Annotated in this window: 12 protein-coding genes and 1 riboswitch; of the genes, 7 read left to right on the top strand and 5 right to left on the bottom strand. The window is 63.0% G+C overall.

Annotated features, from left to right (window positions below; all coding sequences use genetic code 11):
* Nucleotides 1-3: 3 nt before the first annotated feature.
* Nucleotides 4-177, bottom strand: a complete 174-nt coding sequence (locus tag ACU5AZ_RS18865; RefSeq protein WP_446823852.1) for a CbtB domain-containing protein — start codon at nucleotides 175-177, stop codon at nucleotides 4-6.
* 50 nt (nucleotides 178-227) lie between these two features.
* Nucleotides 228-597, bottom strand: a riboswitch (cobalamin riboswitch).
* A 154-nt stretch (nucleotides 598-751) separates the two neighbouring features.
* Here ACU5AZ_RS18865 and speB point away from each other — a divergent pair.
* On the top strand, nucleotides 752-1,717 hold the full coding sequence (gene speB, locus ACU5AZ_RS18860) for an agmatinase (RefSeq protein WP_446823851.1): 966 nt from the start codon (nucleotides 752-754) through the stop codon (nucleotides 1,715-1,717).
* 218 nt (nucleotides 1,718-1,935) lie between these two features.
* Here speB and ACU5AZ_RS18855 read toward each other — a convergent pair whose 3' ends face one another.
* Nucleotides 1,936-3,396, bottom strand: coding sequence for a cobyric acid synthase (locus tag ACU5AZ_RS18855; RefSeq protein ID WP_446823850.1), 1,461 nt, complete (start codon nucleotides 3,394-3,396; stop codon nucleotides 1,936-1,938).
* A gap of 669 nt (nucleotides 3,397-4,065) precedes the next feature.
* On the opposite strand from ACU5AZ_RS18855, the gene ACU5AZ_RS18850 reads away from it, so the two are divergent.
* The 3 genes from ACU5AZ_RS18850 to ACU5AZ_RS18840 all read left to right on the top strand — a co-directional run bounded on the left by ACU5AZ_RS18850 (nucleotide 4,066) and on the right by ACU5AZ_RS18840 (nucleotide 7,112).
* A complete protein-coding gene (locus ACU5AZ_RS18850; protein ID WP_446826056.1) occupies nucleotides 4,066-5,064 on the top strand; it encodes an ABC transporter substrate-binding protein in 999 nt (332 codons plus the stop codon).
* A gap of 88 nt (nucleotides 5,065-5,152) precedes the next feature.
* Nucleotides 5,153-6,064: an ABC transporter permease gene (locus ACU5AZ_RS18845; protein ID WP_446823849.1), complete on the top strand. Its 912-nt coding sequence runs from the start codon at nucleotides 5,153-5,155 to the stop codon at nucleotides 6,062-6,064.
* Nucleotides 6,057-7,112, top strand: coding sequence for a quaternary amine ABC transporter ATP-binding protein (locus ACU5AZ_RS18840; protein WP_446823848.1), 1,056 nt, complete (start codon nucleotides 6,057-6,059; stop codon nucleotides 7,110-7,112). Before ACU5AZ_RS18845 ends, ACU5AZ_RS18840 begins: the two co-directional genes overlap by 8 nt.
* 27 nt (nucleotides 7,113-7,139) lie before the next feature.
* Here ACU5AZ_RS18840 and serA read toward each other — a convergent pair whose 3' ends face one another.
* Nucleotides 7,140-8,378, bottom strand: coding sequence for a phosphoglycerate dehydrogenase (gene serA, locus ACU5AZ_RS18835; protein ID WP_446823847.1), 1,239 nt, complete (start codon nucleotides 8,376-8,378; stop codon nucleotides 7,140-7,142).
* A gap of 218 nt (nucleotides 8,379-8,596) precedes the next feature.
* Here serA and bmt point away from each other — a divergent pair, with 218 nt between their 5' ends.
* On the top strand, nucleotides 8,597-9,604 hold the full coding sequence (gene bmt / locus ACU5AZ_RS18830; protein ID WP_446823846.1) for a betaine--homocysteine S-methyltransferase: 1,008 nt from the start codon (nucleotides 8,597-8,599) through the stop codon (nucleotides 9,602-9,604).
* Between the two features lie 21 nt (nucleotides 9,605-9,625).
* Here the strand turns inward: bmt and ACU5AZ_RS18825 are convergent, their stop codons facing one another.
* Both ACU5AZ_RS18825 and ACU5AZ_RS18820 read right to left on the bottom strand, forming a co-directional pair.
* Complete coding sequence (locus ACU5AZ_RS18825; protein WP_446823845.1) at nucleotides 9,626-10,561, bottom strand: hypothetical protein; 936 nt, start codon at nucleotides 10,559-10,561, stop codon at nucleotides 9,626-9,628.
* Nucleotides 10,562-10,565: 4 nt separating this feature from the next.
* Complete coding sequence (locus ACU5AZ_RS18820) at nucleotides 10,566-11,564, bottom strand: hypothetical protein (RefSeq protein ID WP_446823844.1); 999 nt, start codon at nucleotides 11,562-11,564, stop codon at nucleotides 10,566-10,568.
* A 181-nt stretch (nucleotides 11,565-11,745) separates the two neighbouring features.
* Between ACU5AZ_RS18820 and ACU5AZ_RS18815 the strand changes: the two genes are divergently transcribed.
* The gene (locus ACU5AZ_RS18815) at nucleotides 11,746-13,458 is read left to right on the top strand and encodes an O-linked N-acetylglucosamine transferase, SPINDLY family protein (RefSeq protein ID WP_446823843.1); all 1,713 of its coding nucleotides are present in this window, start codon (nucleotides 11,746-11,748) and stop codon (nucleotides 13,456-13,458) included.
* Nucleotides 13,455-15,173 carry an O-linked N-acetylglucosamine transferase, SPINDLY family protein gene (locus ACU5AZ_RS18810; RefSeq protein WP_446823842.1) on the top strand — a complete coding sequence of 573 codons (1,719 nt, stop codon included), beginning with the start codon at nucleotides 13,455-13,457 and terminating at the stop codon, nucleotides 15,171-15,173. The genes ACU5AZ_RS18815 and ACU5AZ_RS18810 overlap by 4 nt, the downstream gene beginning before the upstream one ends.
* Nucleotides 15,174-15,186: the final 13 nt, after the last annotated feature.

The raw sequence follows: 15,186 nt of genomic DNA, 5'->3' as shown, positions 1-15,186 counted from the left end.
TCCTTAGTGGCAGGGAAAGCCATAGGAGTGGCGCACGTCATGGGCAGTATCGTGCAGAACCGCCGAATGCGCGAGACCGACGCCGAACACCAGGAACGCGCCGAGAAGGAGCGCAATGAAACCGGCCTTCTGACGGTCGGAAACCGAGAGGGTAGAAGAAGATGCGATCGTAGCCATGACAACCTCCGTGCTGGCATACTGGAGGAGCCTCCTCCGAGGTTTGGGCGAATGCCCGGCACGATATGGCAGGTCTCCTGGCTCGCGGTTTCAGGCATTTCTGCCAGCAGGTCTCCCTCGCCTTCCCGGAGTTTGATGGCAGATCGCGAAAGGCGGACGATTCGTAGACAATAGAGGCGTCCAACCCCGGTTCACGCGACTGCCACTCCAGTGGCTTTTTCCGCCGAAGGCTTTCCTGCCCGCCTGCCGATAGCGCAGACAGCCGGCAGTGCGGCCCTTCGAAGGAATGGAAGACCCTCGCCACTCTACAGTCGCGGGGTCGGCTGCGATTGGAACGCCCTGCTTGGGTCCGTCCCGTCACATTCCCTTTTGATCCCGATTGGCGATTGCCGTTCGGGAACCATCCGTAATTGCAGATGATTATGGATTCCCTTGCCGCCTGTCAATTGCGTGGAAGCGACAGAGACTGTTCTCTGACCGCGGATTGAAGGAAAGCCTCAAATCCCGCTTGCCCGACCGCCAAACCGGTGCAACCTTCCCTGTGGGAAGACCCCAAGACCGCAAAGGACCGCGCATGACGCAAAACAGTTACGACTCCGGACGGTTGAACCTGCCCTTCGTTGGCATTTCCACCTTCGGCAAGCGTCCCTACGAGCCGGACTGGTCGAAGATCGAAGCCGATGTCGCCGTCATGGGCGCGCCATTCGATTTCGGGACGCAGTGGCGGGCCGGCGCCCGGTTCGGACCGCGGGCGATCCGCGAGGCTTCGACCCTGTTTTCCTTTGGTCATGCCGGCGCATACGATCACGACGACGGCGTCACCTATCTCGACGACGTGACGATCGTCGACATCGGCGATGCGGACATCATCCACACCAATACCGAGATGAGCCACGCCAACATCGAGAAGGGCGTGCGCGCCATCCTCGCCGCCGGCGCGCTGCCGGTCGTGCTGGGTGGCGATCATTCGATCAACATCCCCTGCATCAATGCCTTTTCCGATCAGGGGCCGATCCATGTCGTGCAGATCGATGCCCATCTCGACTTCGTCGACGAGCGGCATGGCGTGCGCAACGGTCACGGCAACCCGATGCGCCGCGCGGCCGAAAAGGACTACGTCACCGGCCTCTCGCAGATCGGCATCCGCAACGTGTCCTCGACCGCGAAGGAAGGATACGAGACGGCGATCTCGATGGGATCGGACATCATCACCGTGCGCGGCGCGCGCAGGCTCGGGACCGAGGCGCTGCTTGAGCGAATTCCGGCTGGCATGAACTATTATCTGACGATCGACATCGACGGTTTCGACCCGTCGATTGCGCCCGGCACCGGCACGCCAAGCCATGGCGGCTTCCTCTACTACGAGGTGCTCGACATCATCGCCGGCCTCGCCGAACGCGGCAACGTCGTCGGCATCGACCTCGTCGAGGTCGCCCCCGACTACGACCACACCGGCACCACGGCAATCCTGGCGGCGCAGGTCTTGTTGAACACGATCGGGCGGATCTTTCATTTCCGGAAGTTGAGGGCGGGCACCTGAGGGGTATCGCCAAGGTCCAAACACCCCCTCTCTTGGAATTTCTAACACTTAGCTGACGCTAAGATGTTGAAATTCCATTCTCCCCCGCCAAGGGGGAGATGGGAGCCAGCGGCGCTATCAGCACTTCATCTCTCCCCTTGCGGGAGAGGATACAAAATCATGATCTTAGCTTCAGCTAAGTCATAGATTTTGTTGGTGAGGGGGTATTTCAGGCGACGTCACCCAACCCGCATCACCCCATCGAGCCAGTCCTTGTCCAGGACCGCCTCCAGCTCCGCCGCCACCTCGTCGAGCGCCGCGTCGACGCTCGACGCATAGTTCGTGCGTTCGCCCGAAAGCCCGAAGCTCGACAACAGGCCGGCGCGGTAGGCGTCGCTGGAAAAGAGGCCATGCAGATAGGTACCCATCACCTTGCCGTCCGCCGACATGGCGCCATCCGGCCGGCCATCGATCGTCACCGGCACCCGGGCGCAGTCCGGTCCCTTCGTTTCCCCCAGGTGGATCTCGTAACCTGCGAGTGGCGCCTCATACTCCGTCGACCAGGCCGATGAATTGCGCACGGTCTTTTCGGGCGCCATGACCGTTTCGACGTCGAGAAGGCCGAGGCCCGGCGCCGCGCGCACGTCTCCCTCGATTCCGTCCGGATCGAAAACCATTGTCCCCAGCATCTGGTAGCCGCCGCAAATGCCGATCACCCGGCCGCCACGGCGATGGTGGCGCACGATATCTGCGTCCCAGCCCTGCGCGCGAAAATCGGCAAGGTCACCGATTGTCGACTTCGAACCGGGAATGACGACCAGGCCCGCGTCGTCGGGAATGCGTTCGCCCGGCCTGACGAAGACCAGCTCGACGTCGTCTTCCGCCGCCAGCGGGTCGAGATCGTCGAAATTGGCGATGCGCGAGAGAACCGGCACGGCCACCTTCAGCGCCCCCGTGCCGCGCCGCGCCAGCCGCTCCAGCACGACCGAATCCTCTGCCGGAAGGCGTGCCGCCGCCTTAAGCCACGGGACGACGCCGAAGCACGGCCAGCCGGTAAATTCACCGATCGCGGTAATACCGTCACCGAAGAGTGACACATCACCGCGAAACTTGTTTATGATATATCCGGCGATCGTCGCCCGGTCTTCCGCCGGAAGGATCGCATGCGAACCGACCAGCGAGGCGATCACCCCGCCCCGGTCGATATCGCCGACCAGCACCACCGGAACGTTCGCCCGCGTCGCAAACCCCATATTGGCGATGTCGCCGGCCCTGAGGTTGATTTCCGCAGGCGAACCAGCCCCCTCGACGATGACGAGGTCGGCCCCTTCGCCGGTAATCCGGAAGCTCTCCATAACCGCATCAAGCAACTGCGGCTTCAGCCGCTGGTAATCGCGCCCTTTCGCCTGGCCGAACACGCGGCCCTGCAGGATGATCTGGCTGCCGATATCCGATTGCGGCTTCAGGAGCACCGGGTTCATGTGCACGGAAGACGGCACGCGCGCTGCCATCGCCTGCAGCCATTGCGCACGGCCGATCTCGCCGCCGTCATCGGAAACGGCGGCGTTGTTGGACATGTTCTGCGGCTTGAACGGACGGACCTTCAGGCCCCGGTTGGCGGCAATCCGGCAGAGGCCCGCGACAAGGACCGTCTTGCCGACGTCCGATCCCGTTCCCTGCAGCATGATCGCTTTCGCCATGGTCGCTTCATCCCTCCGTCAAAGGCTGAAAGGGATAAAGCGATCGCGGGCAATTGCAATTGCCCAATGCGTAAAAGATGAAGGGAGGAGCGACATGGCCGGGCCAGAAAAGCCAAGGCCGCGCAATCCCCAAAGGGGACGCGCGGCTCTTCGGCAACAGTGACGGCACGTACTTCAAAACTAAAGCCGTTCAATCTCCGGTACGCAATACCCGATCCGGAGACTTGGAGCGGTTTGAGCCGCTGAAATGGAGTTATATCGGCAGTTCGTTACCGGAGCGTTAGCGGCGAATTGCCAAAAACCCCATATGACAATTTAAAGGTCCCATTCGCACCAGAATTGATACAAGTATATGTTTTTAAATGAATTTTATTTTTCAGTGACAAAACGACATGCGACGGACCCGGCCCGTGGTCAGTCAAGGCAGGCCATCGCGGTTGATTTATCGCCCACATGACCTACCCTACGTATTGAGCAGGTCGAAAATGCGCCTTGGGAACGGGCGCGCGACCATTTTCCGGCGTCCTTTTCGCCATCTTTCACCGTCTTCGCCGACCGATCGGACGCGGGCACGTGAACGTAAGAATTTGCCCCAAGGGTCGGGAGGCATGCAGTGGCCCCCATGACCGATAAAGACGAGCTGCAGGAGGTTGGAGGCCCCCAATGACGATGAAGACAATCATCACCGCCGCCGCATTTGCCGGCGCGGCATGCGCCCTGTCAGGAACGGCGAAGGCTGCCGAATGCGGCGATGTCTCGATTGCCGAAATGAACTGGGCGTCGGCGGGCGTCGCCGCCAATATCGACAAGATCATCCTCGACAAGGGCTACGGCTGCAACGTCACGCTGGTCACCGGCGACACCATCCCGACATTTACCTCGATGAACGAAAAGGCCGAACCGGACGTCGCGCCGGAAATGTGGGTGAACTCCGTCCGCATTCCGCTCGCCGAAGCCGCCAAGGAAGGCAGGCTGATCCAGCTGTCGCAGATCCTGTCGGACGGCGGTGTGGAAGGCTGGTGGGTGCCGAAATACTTTGCCGACGCCCATCCCGACATCAAGACCGTCAAGGACGCGCTGAACCACCCGGAACTCTTCCCGGCGCCCGAAGACCCGTCGCGCGGCGCCGTCTTCAACTGTCCGTCGGGCTGGGGTTGCCAGATCAACAATGTCAACCTCTTCAAGGCCTTCAAGGGCGAGGAACACGGCTTCGACCTGGTCGACACCGGCTCGGCGGCCGGCCTTGACGGCTCGATCGCCAATGCGTTCGAAAACCAGAAGCCGTGGTTCGGCTACTACTGGGCGCCGACCGCCATCCTCGGCAAGTACGACATGGTTCGCCTGAGCTTCGACGTCGACTTCGACAAGCAGGCCTGGGACAATTGCATCACCGTCGTCGATTGCGCCGATCCGCAGCCCAACACCTATCCCGTCTCCGACGTCTATACGCTCGTCACCAAAAATTTCGCCGAAAAGGCCGGCGTCGCCATGGAGTACATGAAGAAGCGCAAGTGGGCCAACGAGACGGTCAACAAGGTGCTCGCCTGGCAGGCCGACAAGCAGGCCTCCAACGAGGATGCCGCTTACCACTTCCTGGAAACCTATCCGGATGTCTGGAAGGCCTGGGTGGAGCCCGATGTCGCCGAAAAGGTGAAGGCGGCCCTCTGAGGCCCTGACGAACGACAGTCACCATATCCTGCGGGCCGGAGACCCTTCTCCGGCCCGTTGGCAATGAAGAAGACAAGAGGGCACGACATTGGCACTGCAATGCACCTTGTTGCCGGACCTGTTCTGCAATTTCCCCGAAATCGACGGCAGCACCATGCGCACGGTCAAGCGCACTATCGACACCGGCTTCAAGGCGCTGGTGCGCCAGTATGGTGACGCGATCGACAACGCCATGCAGCCGCTGCAATGGTTTCTCAACTGGTTCCAGAAGCTGCTCGTCGACACGCCCTGGATCGTCGTCATCGCGGTCGTGCTGGCAATCGTCTTCATCGCCTCGCGCAGCTGGAAGATTACGCTCGGCACAGCACTCTCCATGCTGGCCATCGGCGCCGTCGGGCTCTGGGAAGACACGATGGTCACGCTGGCCATGGTCACCGTCTGCACCCTGCTCTCGATCGTCGTCGGAATTCCCATCGGCATTCTGATGGCCCGCTCCGATCGCTTTCAGGCGATCGCCACGCCCGTTCTCGACGTCATGCAGACCATGCCGAGCTTCGTCTACCTGATCCCGGTGGTGATGATCTTCGGCATCGGCAAGGTGCCGGGCCTGATCGCGGTCGTCATCTACGCCATTCCGCCGATCATTCGGCTCACCAATCTCGGCATCCGCCTGGTCGACAGGGAGGTGCTGGAAGCGGCAAACGCCTTCGGCTCGTCGGCCCGCCAGAAGCTCTTCAACGTCCAGATCCCGCTGGCACTTCCGACCATCATGGCCGGCATCAACCAGACCATCATGATGTCGCTCGCCATGGTCGTCATCGCCTCGATGATCGGCGTCGGCGGCCTCGGCCGTAATGTGCTGCAGGCGATCACCAACCAGTATTTCACGGTCGGTTTCCTGAACGGCTTCGCCCTCGTCGCCATCGCCATCATCTTCGACCGCGCCAGCCAGGCCTATGGCAAGCGCCTGCAGAAGCATTCGGAGGTGGTCCATGGCTAGTCAGGACATCGAGATCCGCAACCTCTTCAAGATCTTCGGCCCCCATGGCGGCCGGTATATCGACGACGTCAAGCGCGGCATGAGCAAGGCCGACCTCAACGAGAAGCACGACCATGTGCTCGGCTTGAAAGATATCAACATCACCATGCCGGCGGGCAAGATCACCGTCGTCATGGGCCTCTCCGGCTCCGGCAAGTCGACACTCATCCGCCACATCAACCGGCTGATCGAGCCGACGGCCGGCGAGGTCTTCTACGAAGGCCGCGACATCTGCGCCATGAACGAACGCGAACTGCGCGATTTCCGCCGCCACAAGACGGCCATGGTGTTCCAGAAATTCGCCCTGCTGCCGCATCGCACGGTCATCGAAAACACGGTCTACGGGCTTGAGATACAAGGTGTTCCCGCCGCCGAACGGCGCCGCAAGGGCCGCCACTGGATCGACCGCGTCGGCCTCGGCGGCTATGAGAACCACTACCCCAACCAGCTTTCGGGCGGCATGCAGCAGCGGGTTGGGCTTGCCCGGGCGCTCGCCAACGATGCCGATATCCTGCTGATGGACGAGGCCTTCTCGGCGCTCGACCCGCTGATCCGCGTTGACATGCAGGGCGTGCTTCTGGAACTGCAGGCCGAACTCAACAAGACGGTCGTCTTCATCACCCACGACCTCGACGAGGCCCTGCGGCTCGGCGACAAGGTGGCGGTGCTGAGCGATGGCGCAATCGTCCAGCAGGGCAGCGGCCAGGAGATCGTGCTCTCCCCCGCCGACGACTACATCGCCTCCTTCGTCAAGGAGGTGAACCGCGGGCGCGTCATTCAGCTGAAGACCATCATGTCGCCGCCGGCGGGCGAGCTGCAGGGCATTTCGCTCGACAGCCACACCGTGCTCGAGGAAGCGGCCCGCCGGATGACCAAGGCCGGTGTCTCCTCTGCCCATGTGCGCGACGAAAGCGGCAATACCATCGGGATGACCGATCTCTCCGCCATCATCAGCGCCATGGTCACGCCAGTCGGGCTCGAAAGGCGGCAGACGCAGGCCGCCCGGTAGAAGACCGGGCCACCCGTCATCGGTTCGTCAGTAGAGCAGACGCGTGCGGATGGTGCCGGGGATCTCGCGCAGCGCATCGAGGATCTCGTCCGCCTGGCTACCGACATCATCGGCCTCGATGACCACATAGCCGGTATCGCCGTGGGTCTGCAGGAACTCGCCGGAGATGTTGACGCCACGCGACGAGAAGATGGTGTTGAGGCTGTTGAGGATGCCCGGCCGATTCTGGTGAACGTGGATGAAGCGGGTGCCGTTCGGATGCGGCGCCAGCTGCACCTGCGGGAAATTGACTGCACCGAGCGTCGAGCCCACGTCGGAATATTCGACCAGCTTGCGCGACACCTCGCCGCCGATGCGCTCCTGCGCCTCTTCCGTCGAGCCGCCGATATGCGGCGTGAGGATGACGTTCTCCAGCCCCTGCAGCGGCGTTTCGAACCGCTCCTTGTTCGACGCCGGTTCCTTGGGGAAGACGTCGACGGCAGCGCCGGCCAGATGTCCGTCCTTCAGCACCCTTGCCAGCGCGTCGAGATCGACCACCGTGCCGCGTGAATTATTGATGAAGATGCCGCCCTTCTTCATCCGCCGCAGTTCGGCCTCGCCGATCATATTCTGCGTCGAGGGCGTTTCCGGCACGTGCATCGTCACGAAGTCGGAGATTTCCATAAGCTCGCCGAGCGAAGCCATCGATTCCGTGTTGCCGTGGCGCAGCTTGTCGGAAAGGTCGAAGTAGCGCACGTTCATGCCCATGCTTTCGGCGAGAACGCTGAGCTGCGACCCGATATTGCCGTAGCCGACGATCCCGAGCGTCTTGCCCCGCACCTCGTGGCTGCCGACCGCGGACTTGTCCCAGCCGCCGTCATGGGCGGAAACGGAGCGCGAGAAGATGCGCCTGGCAAGCATGATGATCTCGCCGATCACCAGTTCGGCAACCGACCGGGTGTTCGAATAAGGCGCGTTGAACACCGGAATGCCGCGGCGGCGCGCCGCTTCCAGATCCACCTGGTTCGTCCCGACCGAGAAACAGCCGACCGCGATCAGCTTCCGGGCGGCGCTGAAGACGTCTTCGGTCAACTGCGTGCGCGAGCGGATGCCGATCATGTGCGCCTCGGAAATCAGCTCCTTCAGCTCGCTGTCGTCCAACGCCTTCGGCAGATGCGTCAGATTGGTGTAGCCGGAGGAGCGGAAGTAATCGACGGCGCTCTGGCTGATGCCTTCGAGCAGCAGGACGGAAATGCGATCGCGCGGAAGTGAGAGAGGCCGGGTCATCAGGGTGCTTTCAGTTTTTCAATGGGGCGACGCTGCGGTCGCATGGGGCCGAAAGGGTTTTGCCGCGTGTTTAGCGGCCCTGCCCCCACTCCTGCAAGGGCAAACTCGGCCCAAACGCCGGCATGGGAGCCTATGCCGCAACCGTTATCCCTGTTCATTGTTGCAATCATATAAAGGAATCTTTATATCCTGTTGCAAACGATAGTCGAGGAACGATCATGACCGTACACAAACCGCTTCAGGACCTTCTGGCCGAAAAGGGCATTCTGCTCGCCGACGGCGCGACCGGCACCAGCCTGTTCGCCATGGGTCTGGAATCGGGCGAAGCGCCCGAATTGTGGAACGAGGCGCAGCCGGAAAAGATCACCAAGCTGCACCAGGATTTCGTCGACGCCGGCGCTGACATCATCCTGACCAACTCCTTCGGCGGCACGCGCCAGCGTCTTAAGCTGCACCACGCTCAGGATCGCGTTCATGAACTGAACAAGAAGGCCGCCGAAATCGCCCGCACTGTGGCCGACAAGGCGCCGCGCAAGGTGATCGTTGCCGGCTCCGTCGGCCCGACCGGCGAACTCCTGCAGCCGCTCGGCGCGCTGACCTTCGACGAGGCCGTCACGTCGTTTGCCGAGCAGATGGCGGGCTTGAAGGAAGGCGGCGTCGATATCCTCTGGATCGAGACGATGTCCTCGCCCGACGAAATCCGTGCGGCGGCCGAAGCGGCGGTCAAGACCGGTATGCCCTACGTCTACACCGGCTCCTTCGATACGGCCGGCAAGACGATGATGGGCCTTGCGCCCCGCGACATCCACGGCGTCGCTGCCGACATCGGCGATGGCCCGACGGCGGTAGGCGCCAATTGCGGCGTCGGCGCATCCGATATTCTCGCAAGCCTTCTCGACATGACGGACGCCGATCCGAATGCGGTCGTCGTCGTCAAGGGCAATTGCGGCATCCCGGAATTCCGCGGCACCGAGATCCACTATTCCGGCACCCCGCCGCTGATGGCCGAATATGCCCATCTGGCGGTCGATGCCGGCGCCAAGATCATCGGCGGCTGCTGCGGCACGACCTGCAACCATCTGGCCGCCATGCGCCAGGCGCTTGACGCCCATACCCCCGGTCCGCGCCCGACGCTGGAAACCATCGTCGAGAAGATCGGCCCGCTGCGCAACAAGACGGCAGACGACAGCGCGCCGGCCCGCGAGCGCAAGCGCCGCCGGGGCTGAGCCCGACAGAAAGCCATCGGCTCAGTCTGAGGACTTGCAGTCGGTGGCCTTCGCCCGAAAAATCCGGAACACGCCGGCCACCTGCTTGTGGAAATAGAGCGCGCAACCGTCCGGCGCGACGCTCGGCGCTTCCACGTAACCCTCGATCGCCGAAATCCGCTCCGGCTCGCCGAAGCGCTCCGACTTGGATGCGCGCGTGGCGACATAGATCGCGAATTCCTGCCCGATCCCCGTTTCGCGCGCCTTGCGATCGGCGCGGGTGAAATAGAGCGTCAGCTCATCCTTGGACGTGCTCGGCGCATATTCCAGCCGGCCGGTGTTGACGTTCTTGAAGATATCCTCGACCCGTTTGGGCCGCTTGAAACTGCCGTCCGACTGGCGGTAGGCGAGCAGGATTTCGGAGCTTTCAAGCTTGCGGTCGATCAGGCTCAGATGGTTCTCGACAAAATAGAGGGTTTCGCCGTCGGCACTGATCTCGTCGTCGATATTGATCCACTGCGGCCGTCGCTTCTGGGCGTTGCCCTCGACATGGGTAACGTCGGTCACCGCCTCGTCAGCGAACTTTCCCTGCCAGAGCGTGTCCTCGGAGCGCTGATAGTCGCGGGGCGAGATGAAGTAGATGTTGCCGTCCTTGTCCATCGACGCGGAATCATCGACGGCATCGGAATTGATGCCCTTCAACGCGCTGACAAAAGTGAAATGCGTGTCGTCCACTTTCGTTGCAAGATAGATATCCGTCCCGTCGCCCGGCCGGTTGCGGTCGTTGAAGAACAGGTACTTGCCGTCGCGCGAGATGAACGGCTGCATCGCCTGCCCGCTATAGCCGGAAATCACCACCGGCTCGGGCGCCTCGAAGTCTGCGGGTCCGGCGAGAGCACCGGTGGGAAAGAGCATTGCGCAATGGCAGATCGAGGCCAGGAGACCTGCCGCTCTCAAGGGATGGCTTCGCCGCTGCAATCGTCTATCCCCCCATCGCCGCCCGGAAAAAGGAAACATAGCCATCCTTCAGGCCTGGTTTGACACGATCGGCCATCAGAAACGCGATCTGCAGCTTTTCCATATGATCCCCGGAGGCCGCCGCCATGTCCACGAGATAGCGGAATTCGGCATCGTAGTTCTCCGGTTTCTGCCGCACAGTGCGCACGAATCCTTCCATGAACGGAGTGACGCCCCTCTGCGCGGCATCGAGCGCCCGGCTACGCCCAAGCGGTGAGCCCGCGCGCGCGACCATGATGAAGGTATCCAGATAACGCAGCAGCACCATGTACCGATTGCTGTCTTCCGAGAGACCGGCGCTGGTGTAGAGCTTCCTGTCGGATTCGGCGATCAGCTCCGGCGTGCTCCATTGGTGGAAATTGTACCGGAACAGGATGGACCCGTCATAGGCCATCTTGCCGCAGGAAAACATGGCCTCGACCTGCGACCAGTCGCAATAGGCGCCCCGCGTGGGGTGAGCGGCATTGAAAAGGTCCAACAGGGAGAGATACGGCTCGCGCCGGAAGATGCTGTAGAAGGCGGAATTGTCGCCGCCGGCGACACCCAGATATTCGTGTATGCGGCCGGCGGGGTCGGAGTTGGCGATCGCAAACTCCTTGCGCCGGATCGTACCCTTGTCGGGTATGAACACCTCCGTCATGGGCCGGACGCCCACATGATCGGCAGGAAGTGTGGAAAGATCAATCGACGGTCTGCCGGGAAGATGATGCAGGAAATCATCATCTCCCATCAGCATCACAAACGGCGTCTTCGCCTGCCCGATGGCAAAGGCGAAATTGGCAACGGCGTCCGGCGCGACGGATTCCACCCGGGTGACGAGGGGCGCCAGCGTCGCGAGATAGGCAGCCTTTTCCGGATCTCCGGAATTGTCGGCGACGATCGCCACCGCGCCCCACGCCTTGCAGAAGGCGAAGGCGCTGTCGATCGACGGACGGCTGCCCTCAAGGTTCCTCTTGCTCGGCATGCAAATGGTCAGCAGCGACATCCCCGGCCCTTCGATCTCTTGTCCAGCATGGCGTCGACTCATTGACAGCCTGATCGCCGAAGCCTTCCCCGTGCTGCTGGTCCTGTCAACTCGGAAGGGACAAAAGCCCTGAGCCAGCTTGAATGCTATGATCGCGCGCAAACGGAAAGGATTCGCCGGAATGTCGGCTCTCTTGCAGCAAGCGCTGATCTTCTACAAGGCAGGGGATTTCGCCCGCGTCACCGGCGAGATCGCACCGGACGCCGTCGGCCTCACGAAGCCTGAGCCGCAGCTGTCACTCGTGCTGGCACAATCCTTCATCAAGCAGGACCTGAAGGCCGAAGCCGCCGACTGGTACTGCCGCGCGGCAGGTCCGATGGGGGAGAAAGGCGCGCAACTGCTGACGCTCGCCGCCGACCTCTATGCCCGATGCCGCAAGCCGGCGCTCGCCATCGAGGCAGCGCGTGCGGCGATACGGCTGACACCAAACGACCCGAAGACGTTGGAAATCTACCGCAAGTGCCTGCGCGAATACCTGCTGTTCGAGGAATGCGCCGCAAGCAATGCCGATCTCTTTCGGCGCCTGCAAGCCGGCGATCCCGCCGCACTGGCGCTGGAAAAGCCGCTCGACCACATTTCCTGGTGTGCCGACGAGGCGATCAACGCCAGCGTCACCCGGATGGATGGCATCCCGTTCGATCCCGCCATCCGCGCCGCCCGCCGCGCCCGCCCGCATCGCTGGGGCGACAGGATCCGCATCGGCTATCTCTCCAATGATTTTTCCAGCGCACACGCCACGATGATCCTCATGCAGGGCGTGCTCGCCGCGCATGACCGCGCCGCATTCGACGTCACGCTGTTCTGCCATACGCCTGAGGCGCTGATTGCGCGCGACAGCGGCCTGCGGACCACCTACGGCCGCATCGTGCCGATCGGCCATCTGTCCGACGAGGACGCGGCCCGGCTGATCCGTGCAACGGAGATCGATATCCTGGTCGACCTCAAAGGCCACACCAAGGATGCCCGCCTCGGCCTCGTCAATTCGGGCCTGGCGCCGATCCAGGCCGCCTGGCTCGGCTTTCCGGGCTCCGGCACCGGCATCGACTGCGATTACGTGATCTCGGACCGGATCGTCACCCCGGATTCATCGAAGCCGCATTACCTCGAAAAGCTCTGCCGACTACCGGATAGCTACCAACCGAACGACAATCGCTACCGTCCCCTCCCCGCAGCCGCCGACCGCGCCGCGCTCGGCCTGCCGCCCGAGCGCTTCGTCTTCGCCTCCTTCAGCGAACAGCGGAAGATCACGCCGGACACCTTCGGCCTCTGGATGCGCATCCTGCGGGCGACCGGCGACAGCCTCCTGTGGCTGAAGATCGAGGATCCGTTCGTCAGGCAGAACGTCCTCGACGCAGCGCGGAAGGCCGGGATCGACGAAAGTCGGATCGTCTTCGCGGGCTGGGCCGCCTATGGCGATCATCTCGCCCGTCTGCAGGCAGCGGACCTCTGCCTCGACACCTTCCCCTATAACGGCCACACGACCACGTCGGACGCGCTCTGGGCCGGTTTGCCGGTCGCCACCCGAAAGGGAACGCATTTCGCCTCGCGTGTCTCGGAAAGCCTGCTCTCGGCCGCAGGACTTGCAGGCGAACTAGTCGCATCGGACGATGACGGTTTCGTCGAACTCTGCGGCGGTCTCTGCAAGAACCCGGAACGCCTCGCCGACATCCGCCGGATACTGGCATCAAACCGCACGAGCGCGCCGCTCTTCGACACAGAGCGTTTCACCCGTCATCTGGAGCGCGCCTACACGATGATGGCCGAGCGGGCGCGAGCCGGACTCGAACCCGATCATATCGACGTCCCGCTGATCGATCGGCCCGCCGCATCATGAGCGCTTTGCTGGAACAGGCGCTTGCCGCCTACCGCGCCGGCGATCTGGCCCGGATCACCGCCGAAATCGCCCCGGCGGCGGAACGCGAGGCCCGGCCGGACAGCCAGCTCTGCCTGATCATCGCTCAGGCCTTCGCCAAGCAGGACGCAAGCCTCTCCGCCGCGCAGTGGTACATTCGGGCCGCCCTGCCACTCGGCGCGAAGGGCGCGGCGCTCTTCGTGCTGGCTGCCAATCTCTTCCGCGGCGCAGGCCATCTGAAACCCGCCCTCGCTGCCGCAAGACAGGCGGTCGCCTTTGCGCCGCAGAACGGGGCGGCGCTCGAGATCCACCGAAAATGCCTTCGCAATGCACTGGCATTCGCGGACATGGCGGAGAGCAACCGGACGCTACTCGCTCGGCTGCAGACCGGCGATCCGGCAGCCCTCCTGCTCGAAACACCGCATTTTCATGTCTGCTGGTGCCCGGACGAGGCGATCAATGCCCGCGTCGGCGCCGCGCATCGTCCGACCGCCTTCACGCCGGAGAGCCGTGCGGCCAGACGCGCCATGCCGCATCGCTACGGCGACAGGATCCGCGTGGGCTATCTCTCGAATGATTTTTTCAGTGCCCATGCGACGATGATGCTGCTCTCCGGCGTTCTGCGGCTGCATGACCGCGACCGCTTCGACATCACCCTGTTCTGCCACACGCCGCCGGACCTCATCGCCAAGGACGACGGCCTGCGCCAGTCCCTGGGAGAGATCGTGCCGGTCGGCCATCTCGGCCCGGACGAGGCCGCGCGGCTGATCCGTGAGCGCGAGATCGACATCCTCGTCGACCTCAAGGGCCACACAAAGGGCGCGCGCATCGACATCATCAATGCCGGCGCAGCACCAATACAGGTCTCCTGGCTCGGCTTCCCCGGATCAGGCCCGGGCATCGACTGCGACTATCTGATCGGCGACCCGGTGGTCACGCCGCAAAGTTCGGCGCCCTTCTACCACGAGAAGCTCTGCCGCCTGCCGGAGAGTTACCAGCCGAACAACAACATCGACCGGCCGCGACCGCCGCCCGCCGAACGGCGCTCGCTCGGCCTGCCGGAAGACCGCGTCATCTTCTCGTCGTTCAACGCCTCCTGGAAGATCTCGCCAGAAGCTTTCGCGATGTGGAGCGACATTCTGAGAAGGACGGGCGACAGCCTGTTCTGGGCGATGGTCACAGAACCGCTGGCACAGGAGCACCTGCGGAGCGCGATGGCGCAAGCCGGTGTCGATCCGGCCCGCATCCTGTTTGCCGGACCGGAATCCTACGAACGCCATCTTGCCCGCGCCCAGGCGGCCGACCTGCACCTCGATCCCTTCCCCTGCAACGGCCACACCACCACCTCCGACATGCTCTGGGCCGGCGTGCCGGTCGTCACCATGAAGGGCTCCCACTTTGCCTCCCGCGTCTCGGAAAGCCTTCTGCGCGCGCTCGACATGCCCGAACTGGTGGCCGACAACCCGGACGCCTATGTCGACCTCTGTCTGTCGCTTGCCGCGGAGCCGCAGCGCCTCCGGAACCTCAGGATCAAGCTTGCGGCAAACCGAAATCGCGCACCGCTCTTCGACACGGAACGCTTCACCCGTCATCTGGAGGATGCCTATCGCCTGATGGTCGAGCGCGCCAAGGCAGGACTGGAGCCGGATCACATCGACGTGCCGGCCCGGCCGGCACGCCAGGAGCCGTTCCTGTGAAAGAAGCCCTCGG

Source organism: Rhizobium sp. PAMB 3182 (genome assembly GCF_052908355.1).
The sequence above is the reverse complement of the archived record's forward strand: the minus strand, read 5'-3'. Positions and strand labels throughout refer to the sequence as shown.